Consider the following 16270-nt stretch of genomic DNA (forward strand, 5'->3'; position numbering starts at 1 on the left):
GTTCAACTGCCGTGGTTAAAGGCAGGAGTTATGTCGGCGAAAGGCACGGAAGACGAGGCGATCCCGCCTTTTCGCCGAGCAACCGGAGAACGGCCGGCAACCGGGGAACAATGCCTCGTATGACGCTGCACATCGCCGAGGCCGACAAGATCCTCTCCGACCACTTCGCCCCCTGGGTGCTCGATCTCGGGCTGTCCGTGGCGGAGTTGGACGGCCGCCGTGCGGTCCTGCGGCTGCCGTGGTCCGCGCGGCTGGCCCGGGAGGGCGGTTCCCTGTCGGGCCAGGCCCTGATGGCCGCCGCCGACACGGCGACCGTGATCGCGGTGTCCGCGGCGCGCGGCGCCTTCGTGCCGATGACCACCGTTCAGCAGTCCACGAGCTTCCAGCGGGCGGTGACGGACGCGGACGTACTGGTCGAGGCGGTCCTCACCAGGCTGGGCCGCCGGATGGCCTTCGCGGACATCACGATGACCGCCGAGGGGTCCCAGGAGATCGCGGCGCGGGCGAGCACGGTGTACGCGCTGCTGGGCTGAGCGAAGCGAGCCGCCGCACTCCCGGAGCGCGGCCGGGCGAAGAGAAACGCCCACTCCCGGAACGCGGCCGAGCGAAGCGAACTACCCACTCCCGGAACGCGACTGAGCGAAGGGCACTGCTGCGCCACCGGAGCGCACCGAAACAGTCCGTTACCGGTTGGCAACGGTCCGTCTCCGACCCGGAACGGAATCCCGGCTTCAGCGAATCTGCACACCGAATACGCAACGAGGTCACCGTGCGCGGCGGATCTGCACAGTCGCGCGCCCCCCTCCGCGCCATTGCGACAGGACTGTCCCATTCTTTCCGGGGGCGGCAAGAGGCCGGACGAACCGACTCCGGGAACGGTGTGAAGAACTCGCCACAGAGTCGTGTGCGCGCGTGCACGATTGGCTGGCCGTCGTCCTCAAGGTCCCAGGTGAGAGCCACGGTTGATTGGAAGCGCGGCACACGGGCGTGCTTTGATCCGTTGCGCCGCGGGTCGCACCGGCTCCCGAAAACGGGGCCACGCGCTCGCGGTGGCGGCCGTCGTCTGTCCCCAGAGGGGGGCCGCTCTCCCCCTTTTGACATACCCATACGAAGGGAAGTTCCATCATGAACTCCACCCCCCGTGTTGAGACCGCCGAGATCTCGGACGCCGACCTCGACAACGTCTCCGGCGGCCTGCAGCTGAACGCCCTCGGCACCGTCACCGAGCTGGTTGACGGCGTTGCCCCGGTCTCCGGCCTGGTGGGCACGGCTGTCGGCACCGTCGAGGGTGTCACCGGTCTGAACACCGCCCCGGTCACCGGCCTGGTCGCGGGTCTCTGATCGCATTTCATGCCGTTGAGTCCCGGAACCGCTTCCCGGTTCCGGGGCTCTCGGGTGCCGTAAATCTCCTGAACAGGTGAGGGAAGTTCCGTGCAGTTCCGCCAACAGGCCCTCGCCAAGCTGCAGTCGCCCGAAGAGCTCGACCTTCCGGTGCGTTTCGCCCGTCCCCAGGGCTGGCTCGTCCTCTCGGTGACGGTCGTCGCCATGGCGGCCGCGTCCGTGTGGGCCGTCAGCGGCACCGTCGCGTCCACGGTCAGCGCGCCCGCCATCCTCACGCATGGCGAGGGCAGTTACGTCCTGCAGAGCCCCGTCGCCGGGCAGGTCACCGAGATCCTCGCCAAGGAGGGCCAGCGGCTCGCCGCGAACGCCCCCGTCCTGGAGGTCCGTACGGCACAAGGCGAAACGGCCGTCGTCCGAACGGTCGCCGCGGGCCGGATCACCACGCTCGCCGCCACGATCGGCGCGATCATCTCGACCGGCGCGAACGTCGCCGCCGTGGAGAAGGTCGCCGACGCCGACGATCCGCTGTACGCGACCGTGTACGTCCCCGCCGAGAACGCCTCCACGATTCCCGCGAACGCCGCCGTCGACCTCACCGTCCAGTCGGTGCCGACCCAGCAGTACGGGGTGTTGCGCGGCCATGTGAAGACGGTCGACCGCACGGCGCAGACCCAGCAGCAGATCGCCACGTTCCTCGGCGACAACCAGCTCGGCGAGCAGTTCACCAAGAAGGGCAGGCCGGTGGCCGTCCTGGTCCGGCTCGACCGTTCGTCCCGCACGAAGAGCGGCCTCAAGTGGTCCTCGGCGGACGGGCCGCCGTTCACCCTCACCTCCATGACCCTGGCCACGGGTTCGATCCGCCTGGCCGATCAGCGCCCCATCGATTGGCTCCTTCCGTGACCCCCGCACAGGACACCCGGAGCAGACGTCGCTCCGCCCCGCCGAAGCGCACGATGCCCAAGGGCCGGGGCAAGACCGTGCGTACGCCCACCGTCCTCCAGATGGAGGCCGTCGAGTGCGGCGCCGCCTCGCTCGCGATGGTGCTCGGCCACTACGGGCGCCACATCCCGCTCGAAGAGCTGCGCATCGCCTGCGGCGTCTCGCGGGACGGCTCGCGCGCCAGCAACCTGCTGAAGGCGGCGCGCAGTTACGGCCTGACGGCCAAGGGCATGCAGATGGACACGGCGGCGCTCGCCGAGGTGAAGGCGCCCGCGATCCTGTTCTGGGAGTTCAACCACTACGTCGTGTACGACGGCATGGGGCGCCGCTTCGGACGGCGCGGCGTGCACATCAACGACCCCGGCAAGGGCCGGCGTTTCGTCCCCATGGAGGACTTCGACACCAGCTTCACCGGCGTGGTCCTGGTCATGGAGCCGGGACCCGACTTCCGCAAGGGCGGCCGCAAACCGGGCGTCCTGGGCGCCATGCCGGCGCGGATGCGCGGCACTTCGGGGACGATGCCGGCCGCCGTGCTGGCGAGTCTGCTGCTGGTGGCGGTCGGGGCGGCGGTGCCCGCGCTGAGCCGGACGTACATCGACACGTATCTGATCGGTGGTCAGACCTCGCTGCTCGGCGTGCTGTTCGCGTCGATGGGCGCCTCGGTGCTGCTCACGGTGGTGCTGACCTGGCTGCAGCAGGCGAATCTGCTGCGCGGCCGCATCATTTCCTCCACACTCAGCAGCGCTCGCTTCCTGCGCCATCTGCTGCGGCTGCCGGTCACGTTCTTCTCCCAGCGCAGCCCGGCAGACCTGGTGCAGCGGCTCCAGTCGAACGACGCGGTGTCCGAGACCCTGGCCCGCGATCTCGCGGCGGCGGGCGTGGACGCGATCGTGGTCGTGCTCTACGCGGTGCTGCTCTACACGTACGACCCGCAGCTCACCGCCGTCGGCATCGGCGTCGCGCTGCTCAACGTGGTGGCGATGCGGGTGGTGATCCGGCTGCGCGCGACGCGCACCGCGAAGCTGCGCGCGGACACCGCACGGCTCACCAACACGGCCTACACCGGCCTGCAGTTGATCGAGACGATGAAGGCGACCGGCGGCGAGGACGGCTACTTCCGCAAGTGGGCCGGACAGCACGCCACCACACTGGAGGAGCAGCAGCGCCTCGGTGTGCCGAGCGCCTGGCTGGGTGTGGTCGCGCCGACGCTCGCGACGCTCAACTCCGCGCTGATCCTGTGGATCGGCGGTATGCGAGCGATCGAGGGGCACATCTCGGTGGGTCTGCTGGTCGCCTTCCAGGCCCTCGTCACCCGCTTCACCGCGCCCATCACCCGCCTCAACGGCGTCGCGGGCCGCATCCAGGACTTCGCGGCCGACGTGGCCCGCCTCAAGGACGTCGAGAACTTCCAGGCCGACCCGCTCTACGCCCGCTCCGGGACCGGCGAGTCCACCCGCCGGCTGCACGGCCATGTCGAGCTGGAGAACATCACGTTCGGCTACAGCCCGCTCGACAAGCCCCTGCTCACCGGCTTCTCGCTGACGGTCGGCCCGGGCCAGCAGGTCGCTCTGGTGGGCGGCTCGGGAAGCGGCAAGTCCACGGTCTCCCGGCTGATTTCGGGCCTGTACGCGCCCTGGGAGGGCACGATCCGTATCGACGGGCAGCGTCTGGAGGACATCCCGCGCGGGGCGCTCGCGGCCTCCGTGTCCTTCGTCGACCAGGACGTCTTCCTCTTCGAGGGAACGGTCCGCGACAACATCGCGCTGTGGGACCCGTCCATACCGGACGACGCCGTGGTCGCGGCACTTGAGGACGCGGCGCTGTACGACGTGGTGATGCGCCGACCCGGCGGCATCCACAGCCGGGTCGAGCAGGACGGGCGCAACTTCTCCGGCGGTCAGCGGCAACGCCTGGAGATCGCCCGGGCGCTGGTGCGCAGGCCCAGCATCCTGGTGCTCGACGAGGTGACCAGCGCGCTGGACGCGGAGACCGAGCAGACCGTCATCGACAACCTGCGCAAGCGCGGCTGCGCCTGTGTGGTGATCGCGCACCGGCTCAGCACCGTGCGCGACAGCGACGAGATCGTCGTACTTCAGCACGGCACGATCGTGGAACGCGGGCGGCACGACGCCCTGGTGGCGGTCGGCGGTCCGTACGCCGAGCTGGTCAAGGAGCGATGAGATGACCACGGTTCACGAGGGCGTTCACGAGGGAGACCTCGTCCTCGGCGCACTCGGCGGCATGGGTACGCCGATCGACTGCTCCGGCCTCAACCGCCTTGATCTGGAAGGCCCGCAGGTCCTCTGGCTCGTCGCGGCGGGCGCCATGGACCTGTTCGCGGTCGACGCCGTGCAGCAGGGCCACTGGCACCACCTCGGCCGGCTCGAAGCGGGTTCGCTGCTGCTCGGCCCGGTCGCGGGACCCCAGCACACGCTCGTCGGACGTCCCCTGCGCGACTGCGTGGTGCGCCGCATCGTGCTGCGCGAGCTGTACCAGGCCGTCGACACGCAGACCTGGTCGTACGACGAGTACGGCAACCCCCAGTACGTACCTCCGACGACGAGCCCGCTGGAGTACGCCCTCGCCCTCGGCGTCGGCCGGGGCCTGTCCATCCTCTTCCAGGCCCCGATGGCCACGGAGAACGCCGCCGCGCTCACCGACGACGACGTCTTCTGGATGCAGGTGCCGCCCGGGAGCGTGCAGTACGGCTCGCTGTACGGCGCGGAAGCGGCGGCCGACCTGCTGATGGATTCCGGTGTCTGGCAGGGCATGGTCGACCAGCAGTACCGGCTGCTGGCCACGCTCGACCGCTGGATCGAGCAGCTGGAGGCCAGCCACGAGGACCGTACGGCGGCGGGCATCAAGGCGGGCGAGGCCGTCCGCGCCCAGGCCGACCGGACGCTGCTCGCGTCCATCGGCAAGTCGTCGGCGAAGCGTCCGACGGCGGCCGACGCCGACGCCACCTACGCGGCCTGCAAGCTGGTCGCCCGGGAGGCCGGGATCTCCCTCGCGGAGTCCGTGCAGAGCGGTACGGAGAGCGAACGGCTCGACCCGGTCGAGCGGATCGCGCTCGCCTCGCGCGTCCGCACCCGTGCCGTACGTCTCGACGGGCGCTGGTGGCGCGACAACATCGGTCCGCTGATCGGCCACCGGGCGGTGTCCGGCGCACCGGTCGCGCTGCTGTGGCGACGCGGCGGATATGTGGCCGTGCAGCCGTCCTCCGGGCGTGAGACGCCCGTCGAGAAGGCCAACGCGGCGGAGTTCGAGCCGCGCGCCGTGATGTTCTACCGTCCGCTGCCCGAGCGGACGTTGAGCCCGCTGCGGCTGCTGCGGTTCTGTCTGGGGGGCACGGGTGGCGATCTGCGCAATCTGGCGATCAGCGGCCTGGTGACCGTCGCGATCGGCGCGCTGGTGCCGATCGCCACCGGAAAGGTGCTCGGCGAGTACGTGCCGAAGGCGCAGCACGGCCTCATCGTGCAGGTCTGCCTGGCCATCATGATCACCAGCATCGTGTCGGCGGCGTTCATGCTGCTGCAGAACCTCACGATGCTGCGCATGGAGGGCCGTATCGAGGCGACGCTCCAGCCGGCCGTGTGGGACCGGCTGCTCCGGCTGCCGACGAAATTCTTCACCTCCCGCTCGACCGGTGAACTCGCCAGTGCCGCCATGGGCATCAGCGCGATCCGCCGGCTCCTGGCGGGTGTCGGCCCGACGGTCGCGCAGGCCGGTACGGTCGGCGCGATGAACCTGGGGCTGCTGCTCTGGTACAGCGTGCCGATGGCGCTGGCCGCGATCGGCATGCTCGTCGTGATCGCGGCCGTGTTCCTGGGGCTCGGCCTGTGGCAGCTGCGCTGGCAGCGGCGTCTGGTCGTCCTCGGCAACAAGCTGAACAACCAGGCGTTCCAGACCCTGCGCGGTCTGCCCAAGCTGCGGGTCGCGGCGGCCGAGAACTACGCGTACGCCGCGTGGGCGGGCGAGTTCGCGCGCAGCCGTGAACTCCAGCAGCGGGTCGGCCGCATCAAGAACCTGACCACGGTGATGGGCGCGGTGTATCTGCCGCTGTGCTCGCTGCTGATGTTCATGCTGCTGGCCGGTCCGGCGCGCGGTTCCCTGTCGGCCGCCGACTTCCTCACCTTCAATACGGCGATGACGATGCTGCTGACTTCGGTCACCCAGCTGACCGGCGCGTTCGTGTCGGCGGCGGCCGCGCTGCCGATGTTCGAGGAGATCAAGCCGGTGCTGGAGGCGACGCCGGAGGTGCGGGTGGCGAGCACCCGCCCGGGCGTCCTGTCGGGCGGCGTCGAGGCGCGACGCCTGTCGTTCCGGTACGCCGACGACGGGCCGCTCGTCCTCGACGACGTGTCCTTCGACATCAGGCCGGGCGAGTTCGTGGCGATCGTCGGGCCGAGCGGCTGCGGCAAGTCCACACTGCTGCGGCTGCTGATCGGCTTCGACAAGCCCGTCTCGGGCAGTGTGCTGTACGACGGCCAGGATCTGGCGGCCCTCGACCAGTCCGCCGTACGCCGTCAGTGCGGTGTGGTGCTCCAGCACGCGCAGCCGTTCACCGGCTCGATCCTGGACTGCATCTGCGGCACCGAGCCGTACACGCCCGAGGAGGCGATGGCGGCGGCCGAGATGGCGGGCCTCGCGGAAGACATCAAGCGGATGCCGATGGGGCTGCACACGATCGTCTCCGGCGGCGGCGCGATCTCCGGCGGCCAGCGCCAGCGCCTGATGATCGCCCAGGCGCTGATCCGCCGCCCGCGCATCCTCTTCTTCGACGAGGCGACCAGCGCCCTGGACAACGAAACCCAGCGGACGGTCATCGAGAGCACCCGGGCGCTCAACGCCACCCGGATCGTGATCGCGCACCGGCTGTCCACGGTGCTGGACGCGGACCGCGTCATCGTGATGGAGGAGGGCCGGGTGGCCCAGCAGGGCCCGCCCGCGGCGCTCTTGGCGGACACGGGCGGGCGGCTGCACGAGCTGGTGCGGCGGCAGCTGGCCTGACGGGGTCGGCCCGGGCTGGGCGGGTCAGCCCGGAATGGGCCGGTCAAGTCAGACCTGGGCGGGCTCAGTCCAGACCCGGGACGGGGGCGCCGGACGGGAGCCCGGCCTCGATGTAGCCGCGGTAGAACTCCTTCCATGGCGCCCCAGCCCCTGCGTGCGGACCCGCGAAGCGCTCGCCCCGGGCCTTCGCGTCCAGGGCAGCGAGGCACACCTCCCAGCCCGCGCCGTTGCGCGCGGCGGTGTTCTCGGCCTCGAGGACGTTGGTGAGCGTGAAGTGCGTGCGCTTGTCGTCGAGGGCTTCGAGGTCGAAGTGCAGCTCGTCGCCGCCCCAGACGAAGGACAGGTGGCGCGGCGCTTCGACCGCGATGACGCGCCCGGTCGAGTCCTCCATGTTCGGGTCGCCGCTGAACGTGACGGTGCCGCCCGGCCGCAGCTCGATCTCGGCGCGGGACGGGAACCACCCGGCGAGTTCGTCGGGGTCGGTCACGAACTGCCAGACGCGGTCGACGGGGTGGTCGTAGGTGCGGCTGAAGCGGACGGCGGGCCGGCCGTCGTCGAGGGTGAGGTAGGTGCCGGTGAGGGCGGTGGGTTCGGCGGACATGGTGGCTCAATCCTTCGGGAGAGTTCTTCGTGCGTTGGGTCGTGCCTCGGGTTCTGCGCGGTCGTCCGACGACGGCTCCCCCGCCGCCTCGTCCAGGCGGCGGCCGAGCGTGTCGAGACTCTCGTTCCACAGCTTCCGGTACGGAGCCAGCCAGACGTCGAGGGCGGCGATCGGGGCCGGGTCGAGCGCGTAGACGCGGCGTTGCGCGTCCTGCCGTACCCGCACGATCCCCGCGTCCCGCAGCACGCGCAGATGCTTCGAGGTGCTCGGCTGACTCAGCCCGCACGCTTCGACGATCTCACCGACGGCCTGCGGCCGCTCCAGGAGCAGCGCGACGATGGCCCGCCGGTGGGGGTCGGCGAGTGCGGTCCAGAGAGAGGCATCGGACATGGACGCAATATGCCTCTAGGGTTATATGCCTGTCAAGGAATACTGAGTTTTGTGGAGGGCTCATGCGTCCCCATCCGTAGAGGGCTCATGCGTCTCCGGCGGCCGGCCGGCTCGTTCGCTGCCAGTAGCGGGCTGCCGCGGCGGCGAGGCGGGCCTGCTGAGCCAGCTCGTCCTGCGGCTGTACGGGCCGGTACACGACGAGGGCCTGGTGCGCCTTCTCCAGCCTCAGCTGCTCGGGCGAGGGCGCGATTTCACCGTCGTACGCGAGGTGGTCCGTATCCGTGAGTCCCTCCAGCTCCACCCACGACACATGTTCGGCGCTGTAAACCCGGGAGCGGTGGAGCGCTCCGGCGAGCGCGGAGGCGATGACGCGGGTGCGGGCGAAGCGGTGGTTGCCGTCGATCATGCGCAGGTCGAGCAGTCCGTCGTCCAGGCGCGGCCTGAAGCCCGGGGCGAAACCCTCGGGGACGTAGCGGCCGTTGCCCGCGAAGAGCAGCCACAGGCGGCGGGGGTGGCCGTTGACGCTCAGCTCCATGGGGGTCGCGGTGCGCAGCACCCGGATGAGGGCGACCGCCGCGGCGGGCCACTTGCCCCACCGCTCCTCCAAGTGCTGGCGGAGCCGGACGAGTTCGGGGTACATGCCGATGCTGAAGGTGTTCAGGAACCGCACGCCCTGGCCGTCCCCCGGGTGCGCCACGCCGATGTCGACGCGCACCGCCTCGCCCCGGGTGACCGCGACGGCGGTGTCCTCGAAGTCCGGTACGCCCACGTCCTGGGCGAAGTGGTTGAGGGTGCCGCCGGGGAACACCGCCAGCGCGAGCCCCCGTTCGGCCGCCGCGCGGGCCGCGGCGTTGACGCTGCCGTCGCCGCCGCACACGCCCAGCGCGCCGCCCGTCCGCGCGGCCCGTTCGACCGCTTCGGCGAGCAGGGCCGCGAAGTCGTCGCCGGGGCCGCGCTCGAACAGCTCGGCCCGGGGCAGCAGGTCGCGCAGCCGCTCAGCGGGCGGCAGGCCCGCGGCCGCCGCGCCGTTGCCGGCTTGGCTGTTGACGAAGACGACCAGGCCCTTCCCGCGGGGCAGCGCCGGCGCGGGCGCCGCGGGCCGTTCGCGCTCCGGGACGGCCGCGCGCGGCAGCCACCAGCGGCAGGTGAGCGCGGCGGCCCCGGCGCCGATCGCCACCCCGGCCAGCACGTCCAAGGGGTAGTGCACACCCACGTAGACGCGCGAGAAGGCGACCGACGCGGCGAAGGGCGCGACCAGGGCGCCATAGCGAGTGGACTCCAGGGCGACTCCGGTCGCGAAGGCCGCCGCCGAGGCGGCGTGTCCGGACGGGAAGGACGTGGTCCGCGGCTGGTGCCTGAGGTGCCGGATCGGCGGTACGAGGTCCAGCAGCGGGCGGGGGCGCCGGGCGCTCCACTTCACCACGGTGTTGACGGTCAGTGAGGCCAGCGCGAGCGATCCCACCCCGCGCAAGGCGGCCCGCCGGGCCGTGCGTCCGCCGCTCAGCGCGAGTCCGGCCGCGGTGGCCAGCCACAGGCGTCCGTGGTCGGCGGAGTGGCTGAGCCGCCGCAGCACCGGATCGGCCGCGGGCACCCGCGCCCCGGCCACCCGCGTGAACAGCCGCTGGTCCATCTCCCCGATTACTCCCATGCTCCACCGCTACGGTACTGGGCCCGGTTCGGCATCCGGGAGGACTCGGAGCGGTGATTTGTCTGCTCCGGGCGGCGGTTCGGGCTGGAAAGTTCTTAGCCCGTCCGGCGTTTGAGGACGAGCGCGTCAGCGCGATACGGGGGCTCTGGGGGGGGCAGAGCCCCCCAGATACGGGACGGGCAGGGGCGGAGGGGGCGAAAACCCTCCCGGCCCCTGACGGTTCACAGACGTTCCCGCGGGCGTGCCGCCCGAGCACCGGGGTACATCCCGGTGCATGCGGGTCAGTGTGGTGGATGTGGGGGCGCAAACGGTGCGGCTCGTGGTGGCGGACGCCGAGGGCGGGGTACCGCTGCCGGTGCACACCGCCAAGTGGCGGCTGCGGTTGTCCGAGCAGGTGGCGCACGGCAGCCCGATCTCCGACGAGGACGTGGGCCGGCTGGTCGAGGCGGTGCGCGCGGCGGGCCACACGGCCCAGCGGTGGGGCACGGCGGCCCCGTTGGCCTTCGCGACCGCCGTGGTGCGCAATGCCCCGAACCGCCTGGAGGTGCTGCGGACCGTACGCGCACAGACCGGTGTGCTGCTGTGCACCCTGCCGGGCGAGGTCGAGGCCGAGCTCACATTCCTCGGGGCGCGCCGCTGGATGGGCTGGCGCTCGGGGCCGCTCGCGCTCCTCGACATCGGTGGCGGCTCGCTGGAGGTGGCCTTCGGGAGGGGTCGGCTGCCGGACTTCGTCGCCTCGCTGCCGCTCGGCGCATGCCGGCTGACCCGCGAGTTCTTCGAGGGCCAGGACCCTCCGTCGCCCGACAGCGTCAGGGCGCTGCGCCGCGCCGTACGTCATGAGCTGCGGGACGTGGCCGCGCGGATCCGCTGGGAGGGGCCGCGTACCGCCGTCGCGACGTCCCGGACCTTCCAGCAGCTGGCCCGGCTGTGCGGTGCGCCGCCCGGACGCCACGGCCTGTTCGTGGAACGGGAGTTGCGCCGGGCGGACCTGCGCGACTCGCTCGACCGCCTCGCCCGGCTCACCGCCGCGGAGCGTGCGCTGCTGCCGGGCATCTCGGCACCACGGGCCGCCCAGAGCCTGGCCGGTGCGGTGGTCGGGCATACGGCGATGAAGCTGACGGGCCTGAAGAGGGTCTCGATCTGCCCCTGGGCGATCCGGGAGGGCGTCCTGCTGCGGCACATCGAGGAGGGGGCTTCCTGGTGGGCGGGCGTCATCCGGCACAGCGACGACGACGCGCCGCTGACCGGCGGGGCCCATCTGCGCATCGCGGCCCGGGCGCACTGAACGGGCCCCGGAGGCGCGGCGGATGCCTGCCGGGCCCACGCACGCATCCTGCCAGGCCCACGCAGGCATCCAGCCGGGCCCACGCACGCATCCTGCCAGGCCCACGCAGGCATCCAGCCGGGGCCGCGCACGCATCCAGCCGGGGCCGCGTCCGCGAATCCTGCCGGGCCCACACACGAATGCCGAGGGCCGGCCGACGGCCCCACTCCGTCCGGCCGGCCCCCGGTGCGAAATCGCGTGGCCCCGTGCCGGAGCCCGCACTCCCCAGTTACGGACCCCGGTCGGTGCTCACGAGGGCCGCGCGATCCCGGTCCCTCAGAACGTGAAGACGGTCGTCCCGTAGGAGCTCTTCACGCACTCGTTGGCGAAGGTGCGCTCGTAGGAGACGCGCTTGCCCTGCCAGACGCCGTCGACCGTGACGACCACGGGGTCGAACTGCTTCGTGCACACGACCCCGTCTCTGACCGTCAGGGCGTCGAAGTCGCCGTCGGCTCCTTGGAGTTCGGCGCAGGCCTGGGTGGCGGCGGGGTGGGTGCCGGAGGCGGTCGGGGCGCAGTTCAGAGTGACCGCGCGTTCCGGAGTGACGCCGGCCGCGCTGTGGCCGTGGCCCACGGTGAGCACCAGGGCCGAGGGGGCGTAGAGCCCGGACGGCGCATTGCCCGGGGCCGCGAGGGCGGTCCCGGTCAGGGGTCCGCAGACGGCGGTGGCCGTCAGGGTGAGGGTCGCTGCCCAGCGCGCGGTGGTCGGCATGGTGTGCATCCTTCCGCTCGGTCGAAAGCGATACCGGCTCGGTTGGGTGCCGGTTCGCTTGGGTGACGGTCCGGTCGAGTGCCGGACCGGCGAGCGCGAGTCTGCCGAGTCCGCACCGGAAACACACATCGACCCCACGCGTTTCGGTAACTTTGAGTATTGAAGCAGTGGCGTGAAGTTACGGAATTCGAACGCGCAAGCCCCGAAACTGAGCCGCTGCTGATCGTCGCGAGCGCTTTCCTGGCCGGATTCCGGGGGCTCGGCAATAGGCCTGAAACATTCCGCTTCGGCCCGTAGCCGACTCCTTCCCGGCTCCTTCCGCCCGTCACCGACTTCTCCGCCGGTCACCGACGTCTCCGCCCGTCCCCTGCTGCGCCTTCAGCTCACGGCGGACATCAGGACGTCTTCGGGCGCACCCCCTTGCGTATCCCGCACAACGGAGTAACCGTCATTACATGATTACAGCGGAGCAGCGCGAGAAGCTGCGCGGCTGGTTCGCCGGCCGCTTGCCCGACGATCTCTTCGAGAGCCTGGCGGAGGTGACGGTCGACCGCGAGGAGATCACCGTCATCGGCCGCATCCCCGAGCCCCGGCTCACCGAAGGCGCCTCGGACGCCGAGAAGGAGGCGGCCGTCCAGTCACGTATCCAGGAATTCCGGGAGCGCACCCGCGAGGACCGGGTCGCGGTGGCCCGCGAGGCGGAGCACCGGTTCCGCAGAAAGGTCTCCTGGGGCGTCGAGTGCGGGGACGAGCGTGCCCTGTTCACGCACATCGCCGCGCCCGTCATGACCCGGTTGCGCCAGCCCGAACGCCAGGTCCTCGACACCCTCATCGCCGCCGGGGTCGCCCGCAGCCGCAGTGACGCCCTCGCCTGGTGCGTACGCCTCGTGCAGCGCCACACCGACGACTGGCTCACGGAGCTGCGCGACTCGCTGGAGCATGTGCAGCGGGTCCGGGCCAAGGGCCCCGACGCCGAACCGCAGGACGCCCCGTCCGACGAGGAGTGACGCCGTACGACCAAGTCCACGCCTGGCGGTACGTCCCACTGCGCCCTCAGGGATACCGCGCCACACTGAAACAGTTGTCGACGCGACAACAGGTTTCGACGAATTGAGGTGGTCGCGGATGAAGTTCGGCGTGTCGACGTTCCTCACCGACGAGGGCATCGGTCCGGCCGCGCTGGGGCCGGCCCTGGAGGAGCGCGGGTTCGACGCGCTACTGCTCGCCGAGCACTCGCACATTCCGGTCAGCCGGGAGACGCCGTACCCGGCCGGTGGCGATCTCCCGCGCATCTACTACCGCACACTCGATCCGTTCGTGGCACTCGCCGCGGCGGCCTCCGTGACCCGCGAGCTGCTCCTGGGCACCGGGATCGCCCTGGTCGTCCAGCGTGACCCGATCCACACCGCGAAGGAGGTCGCCTCCCTCGACCTGATCTCCGGGGGCCGCGCCGTGTTCGGTGTCGGCGCCGGCTGGAACCGGGAGGAGATGCGCAACCACGGAACGGATCCGGCCACGCGGGGCCGGCTGATGGACGAGCGAATCCGCGCGATCATCGAGCTGTGGACCAAGGACGAGGCCGAATTCCACGGCGACTTCGTCGACTTCGACCCGGTCAACAGCTGGCCCAAGCCCGTCCAGCAGCCGCATCCGCCCATCTGGGTCGGGGGCAACAGCGAGCGCGCCTTCGCCCGCGTCGCCGCGTACGGGACGGCGTGGATGCCCACCGGCGTGCCGCCCAAGGAGCTGGGCGCACTGATCGACCGTATGCGGGCGACGGCCGGTGACCGGCCATCCGTCGTGGTGTACGGGGCCCAGCACGACGCGGAGTCCCTCGACCTCTACACGGAACTCGGCGTCGAACGCGCGCTGCTCTATCTGCCGACCCGGCCCAAGGACCAGACACTGCAGCTGCTGGACGACCTGGCCGAGGCCGTGTCCGCCCACCGCTGACAGCGCCCACGCCGCCAGGGAATCGGAGCTCACCGTGCCGGACTTGGACGAGGACGAGGCGCGCCGACGGTTCCTGACGGCACGGTCCGCGCGCCTGGCGACGGTCGACGCCGAGCTGCGCCCCCACTTGGTGCCGGTCGTGTTCGCGGCGCACGGCGGCGAGATCGTCACCGCCATCGACCACAAACCCAAAAGAACGCAGCGGGTGAAGCGGCTGCGCAACATCGCCGCCCACCCGGCCGTCTGTCTGCTCGTGGACGCCTACGACGAGGACTGGGACCGGCTGTGGTGGGTACGGGCGGACGGCGACGCGCGCATCGTGCCGCCCGGCGCGCCGGAGCCCCCCGTCGAGGCCGCGTACGCCGCGGCGATCGCCGCGCTGCGGGACAAATACGCGCAGTACCAACAGCAGCCGCCCGACGGCCCGGTGATCGCGATCACCGTCCACCGCTGGCACGGCTGGCGCGCCGCACCGACCGGCTGAGCCGCGGCACACTCCGTTCCGCGCACCTCGGGGTGCACGGCCGCGTGGTGGGCTCCTCCCTCTCCCTGCTCACGGCCATCGCCTTCTTCTCCATCTCGGTGTGGAGCTCCGGCGACGCCCTGGTCGGCGGCGCGCACCGGCTGCCAGGACTCCATCAGCTGCCCTCGACGGCGAGCGCGGGCTGCGCCCGGGGCAGCCGGTCACGGTCTCCCAACCGCGCAACCACTTCGCACTGGAGGAGGCCGACGCCTATGTGACCGCGCTCGGCGAGCAGTGGCTGCTGTTCCGTCGCTCCGACGGCACCCTGTCGATGCTCGCCGACCGCTGTCCGCACCGAGGCGCGCCGCTCTCGCTCGGCAAGCACCTCGGTGACCGGGTCGCCTGCTGGTACCACGGCGTCGAGGTCGAGACCGACGGCACGGTCTCCCTCCGTCCCCGGTCTGCCCGGCTGCAGCCTGGAGGGCAAGAAGCTGGTCACCTCGCTGCCGGTGCGCGAGGTCGCAGGCGCGATCCTCGCCTGCTTCGGGGACGAGGAGCACTGTCGTCCGGCTGCGCCGCTTGTACCGGGCGGCGGCCGAGGCCCAGTCGTCGGCGCGCGCCTGAGAAAGCCGGTCATGGCAACGACCGGGTGCGTGGCCCCCGCCGGAAGTGAACCAGGTGGCAGCGGCTACGTCCTGATCGTGCGGGCGATGTCCAGCGTGAGGCGCTGCCAGGGATCGCGGGGGTCACGGGACGTTAGTTCGCTGATGCGGCGCAGGCGGTAGCGGAGGGACTGCGGGTGGAGGCGCAGTTCGCGGGCTGCGGCGTTCGCCGAGCCGGTGTCGATGTACGCGGTGAGCGCCTCAAGCAGGTGCCGCTGGCCCGGCTCCGTGAGCGGCCCGAGGACCAGGCGGGCGATGTGGTCCGGCGCGGCGGCCGGGTGCCCTGCGAGCAGGGCGAGGACATGCGCGTCCGCGTCCGTGAGGACGCGTCCGGGCCGGTGGGCGTGGGCGGGCGCCGTGTCGAGGGCGTCGGCGGCGAGACGGTGGGCGACGGCCACCCGATCCAGGCTCTCGCCCGTGATCGCGCACCCGCGCCAGGACCGCCCGCCCAGAACCTCCCCCGCCCTGGCGGCAGCTCCGGCCGGCAGCAACAGAACGGCACGGGAACTGCGCACCGTCGCCGATGAGGTGACCTCGTCGCCCGGAACGACCAGCGCGTCGAGCAGCGCCGTCGCCGCGTCGTGCGCCATCTCGGGACGGTCCACCCCGACCGGCTCTGCCACCAGCAGACAGTAGGGATCCGGGAGTTGGATGCCCAGCCGGGCCGAACGGTCCGTCAGCGCGCCCACGGAGGCGTGCCGCCCGGCGATCAGGTCGTCGAGCAGCAGCCGCAGGGCCCGGTCGCGGTCAGCGGTGAGGTCCTCGCTGGTCGCGGCGTACGCCGTGGCCATCTCCTCGGAGAGGGTGTCAAGCGTGGTCAGCAGCATGCAGGCGAGCGCGAAGGCGTCCGCGGCGGTGAGCCGGGGCGCGCGAGCGGCGATCTCGTCCGTGAGGACGGTCCCGGCCACGCGATAGGCGCGCAGCACCGCCTGCACGGGCCGCCCGTCCGCTGCCCGGGCCGCCGCGATGCCCCGGAACCGCCGTAGGTCGGCCGGCTCCAACGTGCCGTCGGTCGCCCAGAGGTGGAGCAGCCGCTCCAGCCCCCAGGCCGCGATGGCCCGTACCTCCGGCAGTCGGCTGTCGTCGAGCGCGGCGTACACCGGGACCTGTTCGTGGACGGCGGCGACGATCGCCTCCACGACGCGCGGGTCGGCGACCATCTCCTGTCGGATGCGTTCTCGGACCTCGGACGGCTTGTTTGTCACCAAGTGATAGTCCCAGCCGCGCG

Annotated in this window: 14 protein-coding genes and 1 pseudogene; 10 read left to right on the forward strand and 5 right to left on the reverse strand. The window is 71.6% G+C overall.

Annotated elements, in window-relative coordinates; translation table 11 throughout:
- The first annotated feature begins 119 nt into the window (after positions 1-119).
- The 5 genes from C4B68_RS03115 to C4B68_RS03135 all read left to right on the forward strand — a co-directional run bounded on the left by C4B68_RS03115 (position 120) and on the right by C4B68_RS03135 (position 7290).
- Complete coding sequence (locus C4B68_RS03115) at positions 120-533, forward strand: PaaI family thioesterase (RefSeq protein WP_099501299.1); 414 nt, start codon at positions 120-122, stop codon at positions 531-533.
- Between the two features lie 592 nt (positions 534-1125).
- On the forward strand, positions 1126-1341 hold the full coding sequence (locus C4B68_RS03120) for a type A2 lantipeptide (RefSeq protein ID WP_099501300.1): 216 nt from the start codon (positions 1126-1128) through the stop codon (positions 1339-1341).
- A 90-nt stretch (positions 1342-1431) separates the two neighbouring features.
- A complete protein-coding gene (locus tag C4B68_RS03125) occupies positions 1432-2241 on the forward strand; it encodes an HlyD family efflux transporter periplasmic adaptor subunit (protein ID WP_099501302.1) in 810 nt (269 codons plus the stop codon).
- On the forward strand, positions 2238-4460 hold the full coding sequence (locus C4B68_RS03130) for an NHLP family bacteriocin export ABC transporter peptidase/permease/ATPase subunit (protein WP_099501304.1): 2223 nt from the start codon (positions 2238-2240) through the stop codon (positions 4458-4460). The genes C4B68_RS03125 and C4B68_RS03130 overlap by 4 nt, the downstream gene beginning before the upstream one ends.
- Before the next feature lies 1 nt (position 4461).
- Complete coding sequence (locus tag C4B68_RS03135; RefSeq protein ID WP_099501305.1) at positions 4462-7290, forward strand: NHLP bacteriocin export ABC transporter permease/ATPase subunit; 2829 nt, start codon at positions 4462-4464, stop codon at positions 7288-7290.
- Positions 7291-7354: 64 nt separating this feature from the next.
- Here C4B68_RS03135 and C4B68_RS03140 read toward each other — a convergent pair whose 3' ends face one another.
- From C4B68_RS03140 to C4B68_RS03150, 3 genes are all read right to left on the reverse strand, one after another.
- Complete coding sequence (locus C4B68_RS03140) at positions 7355-7891, reverse strand: SRPBCC family protein (RefSeq protein WP_099501307.1); 537 nt, start codon at positions 7889-7891, stop codon at positions 7355-7357.
- Positions 7892-7897: 6 nt separating this feature from the next.
- Positions 7898-8281: an ArsR/SmtB family transcription factor gene (locus C4B68_RS03145; protein ID WP_099501309.1), complete on the reverse strand. Its 384-nt coding sequence runs from the start codon at positions 8279-8281 to the stop codon at positions 7898-7900.
- 85 nt (positions 8282-8366) lie between these two features.
- Entirely contained in the window at positions 8367-9929 is a 1563-nt protein-coding gene (locus tag C4B68_RS03150; RefSeq protein ID WP_099501311.1) for a bifunctional phosphatase PAP2/diacylglycerol kinase family protein, read from the reverse strand.
- 274 nt (positions 9930-10203) lie between these two features.
- Between C4B68_RS03150 and C4B68_RS03155 the strand changes: the two genes are divergently transcribed.
- A complete protein-coding gene (locus C4B68_RS03155; protein WP_099501313.1) occupies positions 10204-11214 on the forward strand; it encodes a Ppx/GppA family phosphatase in 1011 nt (336 codons plus the stop codon).
- A 315-nt stretch (positions 11215-11529) separates the two neighbouring features.
- Here the strand turns inward: C4B68_RS03155 and C4B68_RS03160 are convergent, their stop codons facing one another.
- Positions 11530-11964, reverse strand: a complete 435-nt coding sequence (locus C4B68_RS03160; protein ID WP_099501315.1) for a protease inhibitor — start codon at positions 11962-11964, stop codon at positions 11530-11532.
- Between the two features lie 455 nt (positions 11965-12419).
- Between C4B68_RS03160 and C4B68_RS03165 the strand changes: the two genes are divergently transcribed.
- The 4 genes and pseudogenes from C4B68_RS03165 to C4B68_RS03180 form a co-directional block, all read left to right on the forward strand.
- Positions 12420-12971 carry a hypothetical protein gene (locus C4B68_RS03165; RefSeq protein WP_099501317.1) on the forward strand — a complete coding sequence of 184 codons (552 nt, stop codon included), beginning with the start codon at positions 12420-12422 and terminating at the stop codon, positions 12969-12971.
- Between the two features lie 118 nt (positions 12972-13089).
- The gene (locus C4B68_RS03170) at positions 13090-13917 is read left to right on the forward strand and encodes an LLM class F420-dependent oxidoreductase (RefSeq protein WP_099501318.1); all 828 of its coding nucleotides are present in this window, start codon (positions 13090-13092) and stop codon (positions 13915-13917) included.
- A gap of 34 nt (positions 13918-13951) precedes the next feature.
- On the forward strand, positions 13952-14401 hold the full coding sequence (locus C4B68_RS03175) for a TIGR03668 family PPOX class F420-dependent oxidoreductase (RefSeq protein WP_099501320.1): 450 nt from the start codon (positions 13952-13954) through the stop codon (positions 14399-14401).
- Positions 14402-14501: 100 nt separating this feature from the next.
- A pseudogene (locus tag C4B68_RS03180) lies at positions 14502-14967 on the forward strand (Rieske 2Fe-2S domain-containing protein); the annotation flags it as partial.
- A gap of 101 nt (positions 14968-15068) precedes the next feature.
- On the opposite strand, the gene C4B68_RS03185 reads toward C4B68_RS03180, so the two are convergent.
- On the reverse strand, positions 15069-16247 hold the full coding sequence (locus tag C4B68_RS03185; RefSeq protein ID WP_143674326.1) for a PucR family transcriptional regulator: 1179 nt from the start codon (positions 16245-16247) through the stop codon (positions 15069-15071).
- Positions 16248-16270 lie beyond the last annotated feature (23 nt).

Source organism: Streptomyces dengpaensis (assembly GCF_002946835.1).
Lineage (GTDB): Bacteria > Actinomycetota > Actinomycetes > Streptomycetales > Streptomycetaceae > Streptomyces > Streptomyces dengpaensis.

What these genes read in the sequence shown, in the direction of transcription:
- C4B68_RS03140 (WP_099501307.1), bottom strand. Translation starts at nt 7,891, where the DNA reads ATGTCCGCCGAACCCACCGCCCTCACCGGCACCTACCTCACCCTCGAC.
- C4B68_RS03150 (WP_099501311.1), bottom strand. Translation starts at nt 9,929, where the DNA reads ATGGGAGTAATCGGGGAGATGGACCAGCGGCTGTTCACGCGGGTGGCC.
- C4B68_RS03160 (WP_099501315.1), bottom strand. Translation starts at nt 11,964, where the DNA reads ATGCCGACCACCGCGCGCTGGGCAGCGACCCTCACCCTGACGGCCACC.
- C4B68_RS03155 (WP_099501313.1), top strand. Translation starts at nt 10,204, where the DNA reads ATGCGGGTCAGTGTGGTGGATGTGGGGGCGCAAACGGTGCGGCTCGTG.
- C4B68_RS03135 (WP_099501305.1), top strand. Translation starts at nt 4,462, where the DNA reads ATGACCACGGTTCACGAGGGCGTTCACGAGGGAGACCTCGTCCTCGGC.
- C4B68_RS03120 (WP_099501300.1), top strand. Translation starts at nt 1,126, where the DNA reads ATGAACTCCACCCCCCGTGTTGAGACCGCCGAGATCTCGGACGCCGAC.
- C4B68_RS03170 (WP_099501318.1), top strand. Translation starts at nt 13,090, where the DNA reads ATGAAGTTCGGCGTGTCGACGTTCCTCACCGACGAGGGCATCGGTCCG.
- C4B68_RS03145 (WP_099501309.1), bottom strand. Translation starts at nt 8,281, where the DNA reads ATGTCCGATGCCTCTCTCTGGACCGCACTCGCCGACCCCCACCGGCGG.
- C4B68_RS03115 (WP_099501299.1), top strand. Translation starts at nt 120, where the DNA reads ATGACGCTGCACATCGCCGAGGCCGACAAGATCCTCTCCGACCACTTC.
- C4B68_RS03165 (WP_099501317.1), top strand. Translation starts at nt 12,420, where the DNA reads ATGATTACAGCGGAGCAGCGCGAGAAGCTGCGCGGCTGGTTCGCCGGC.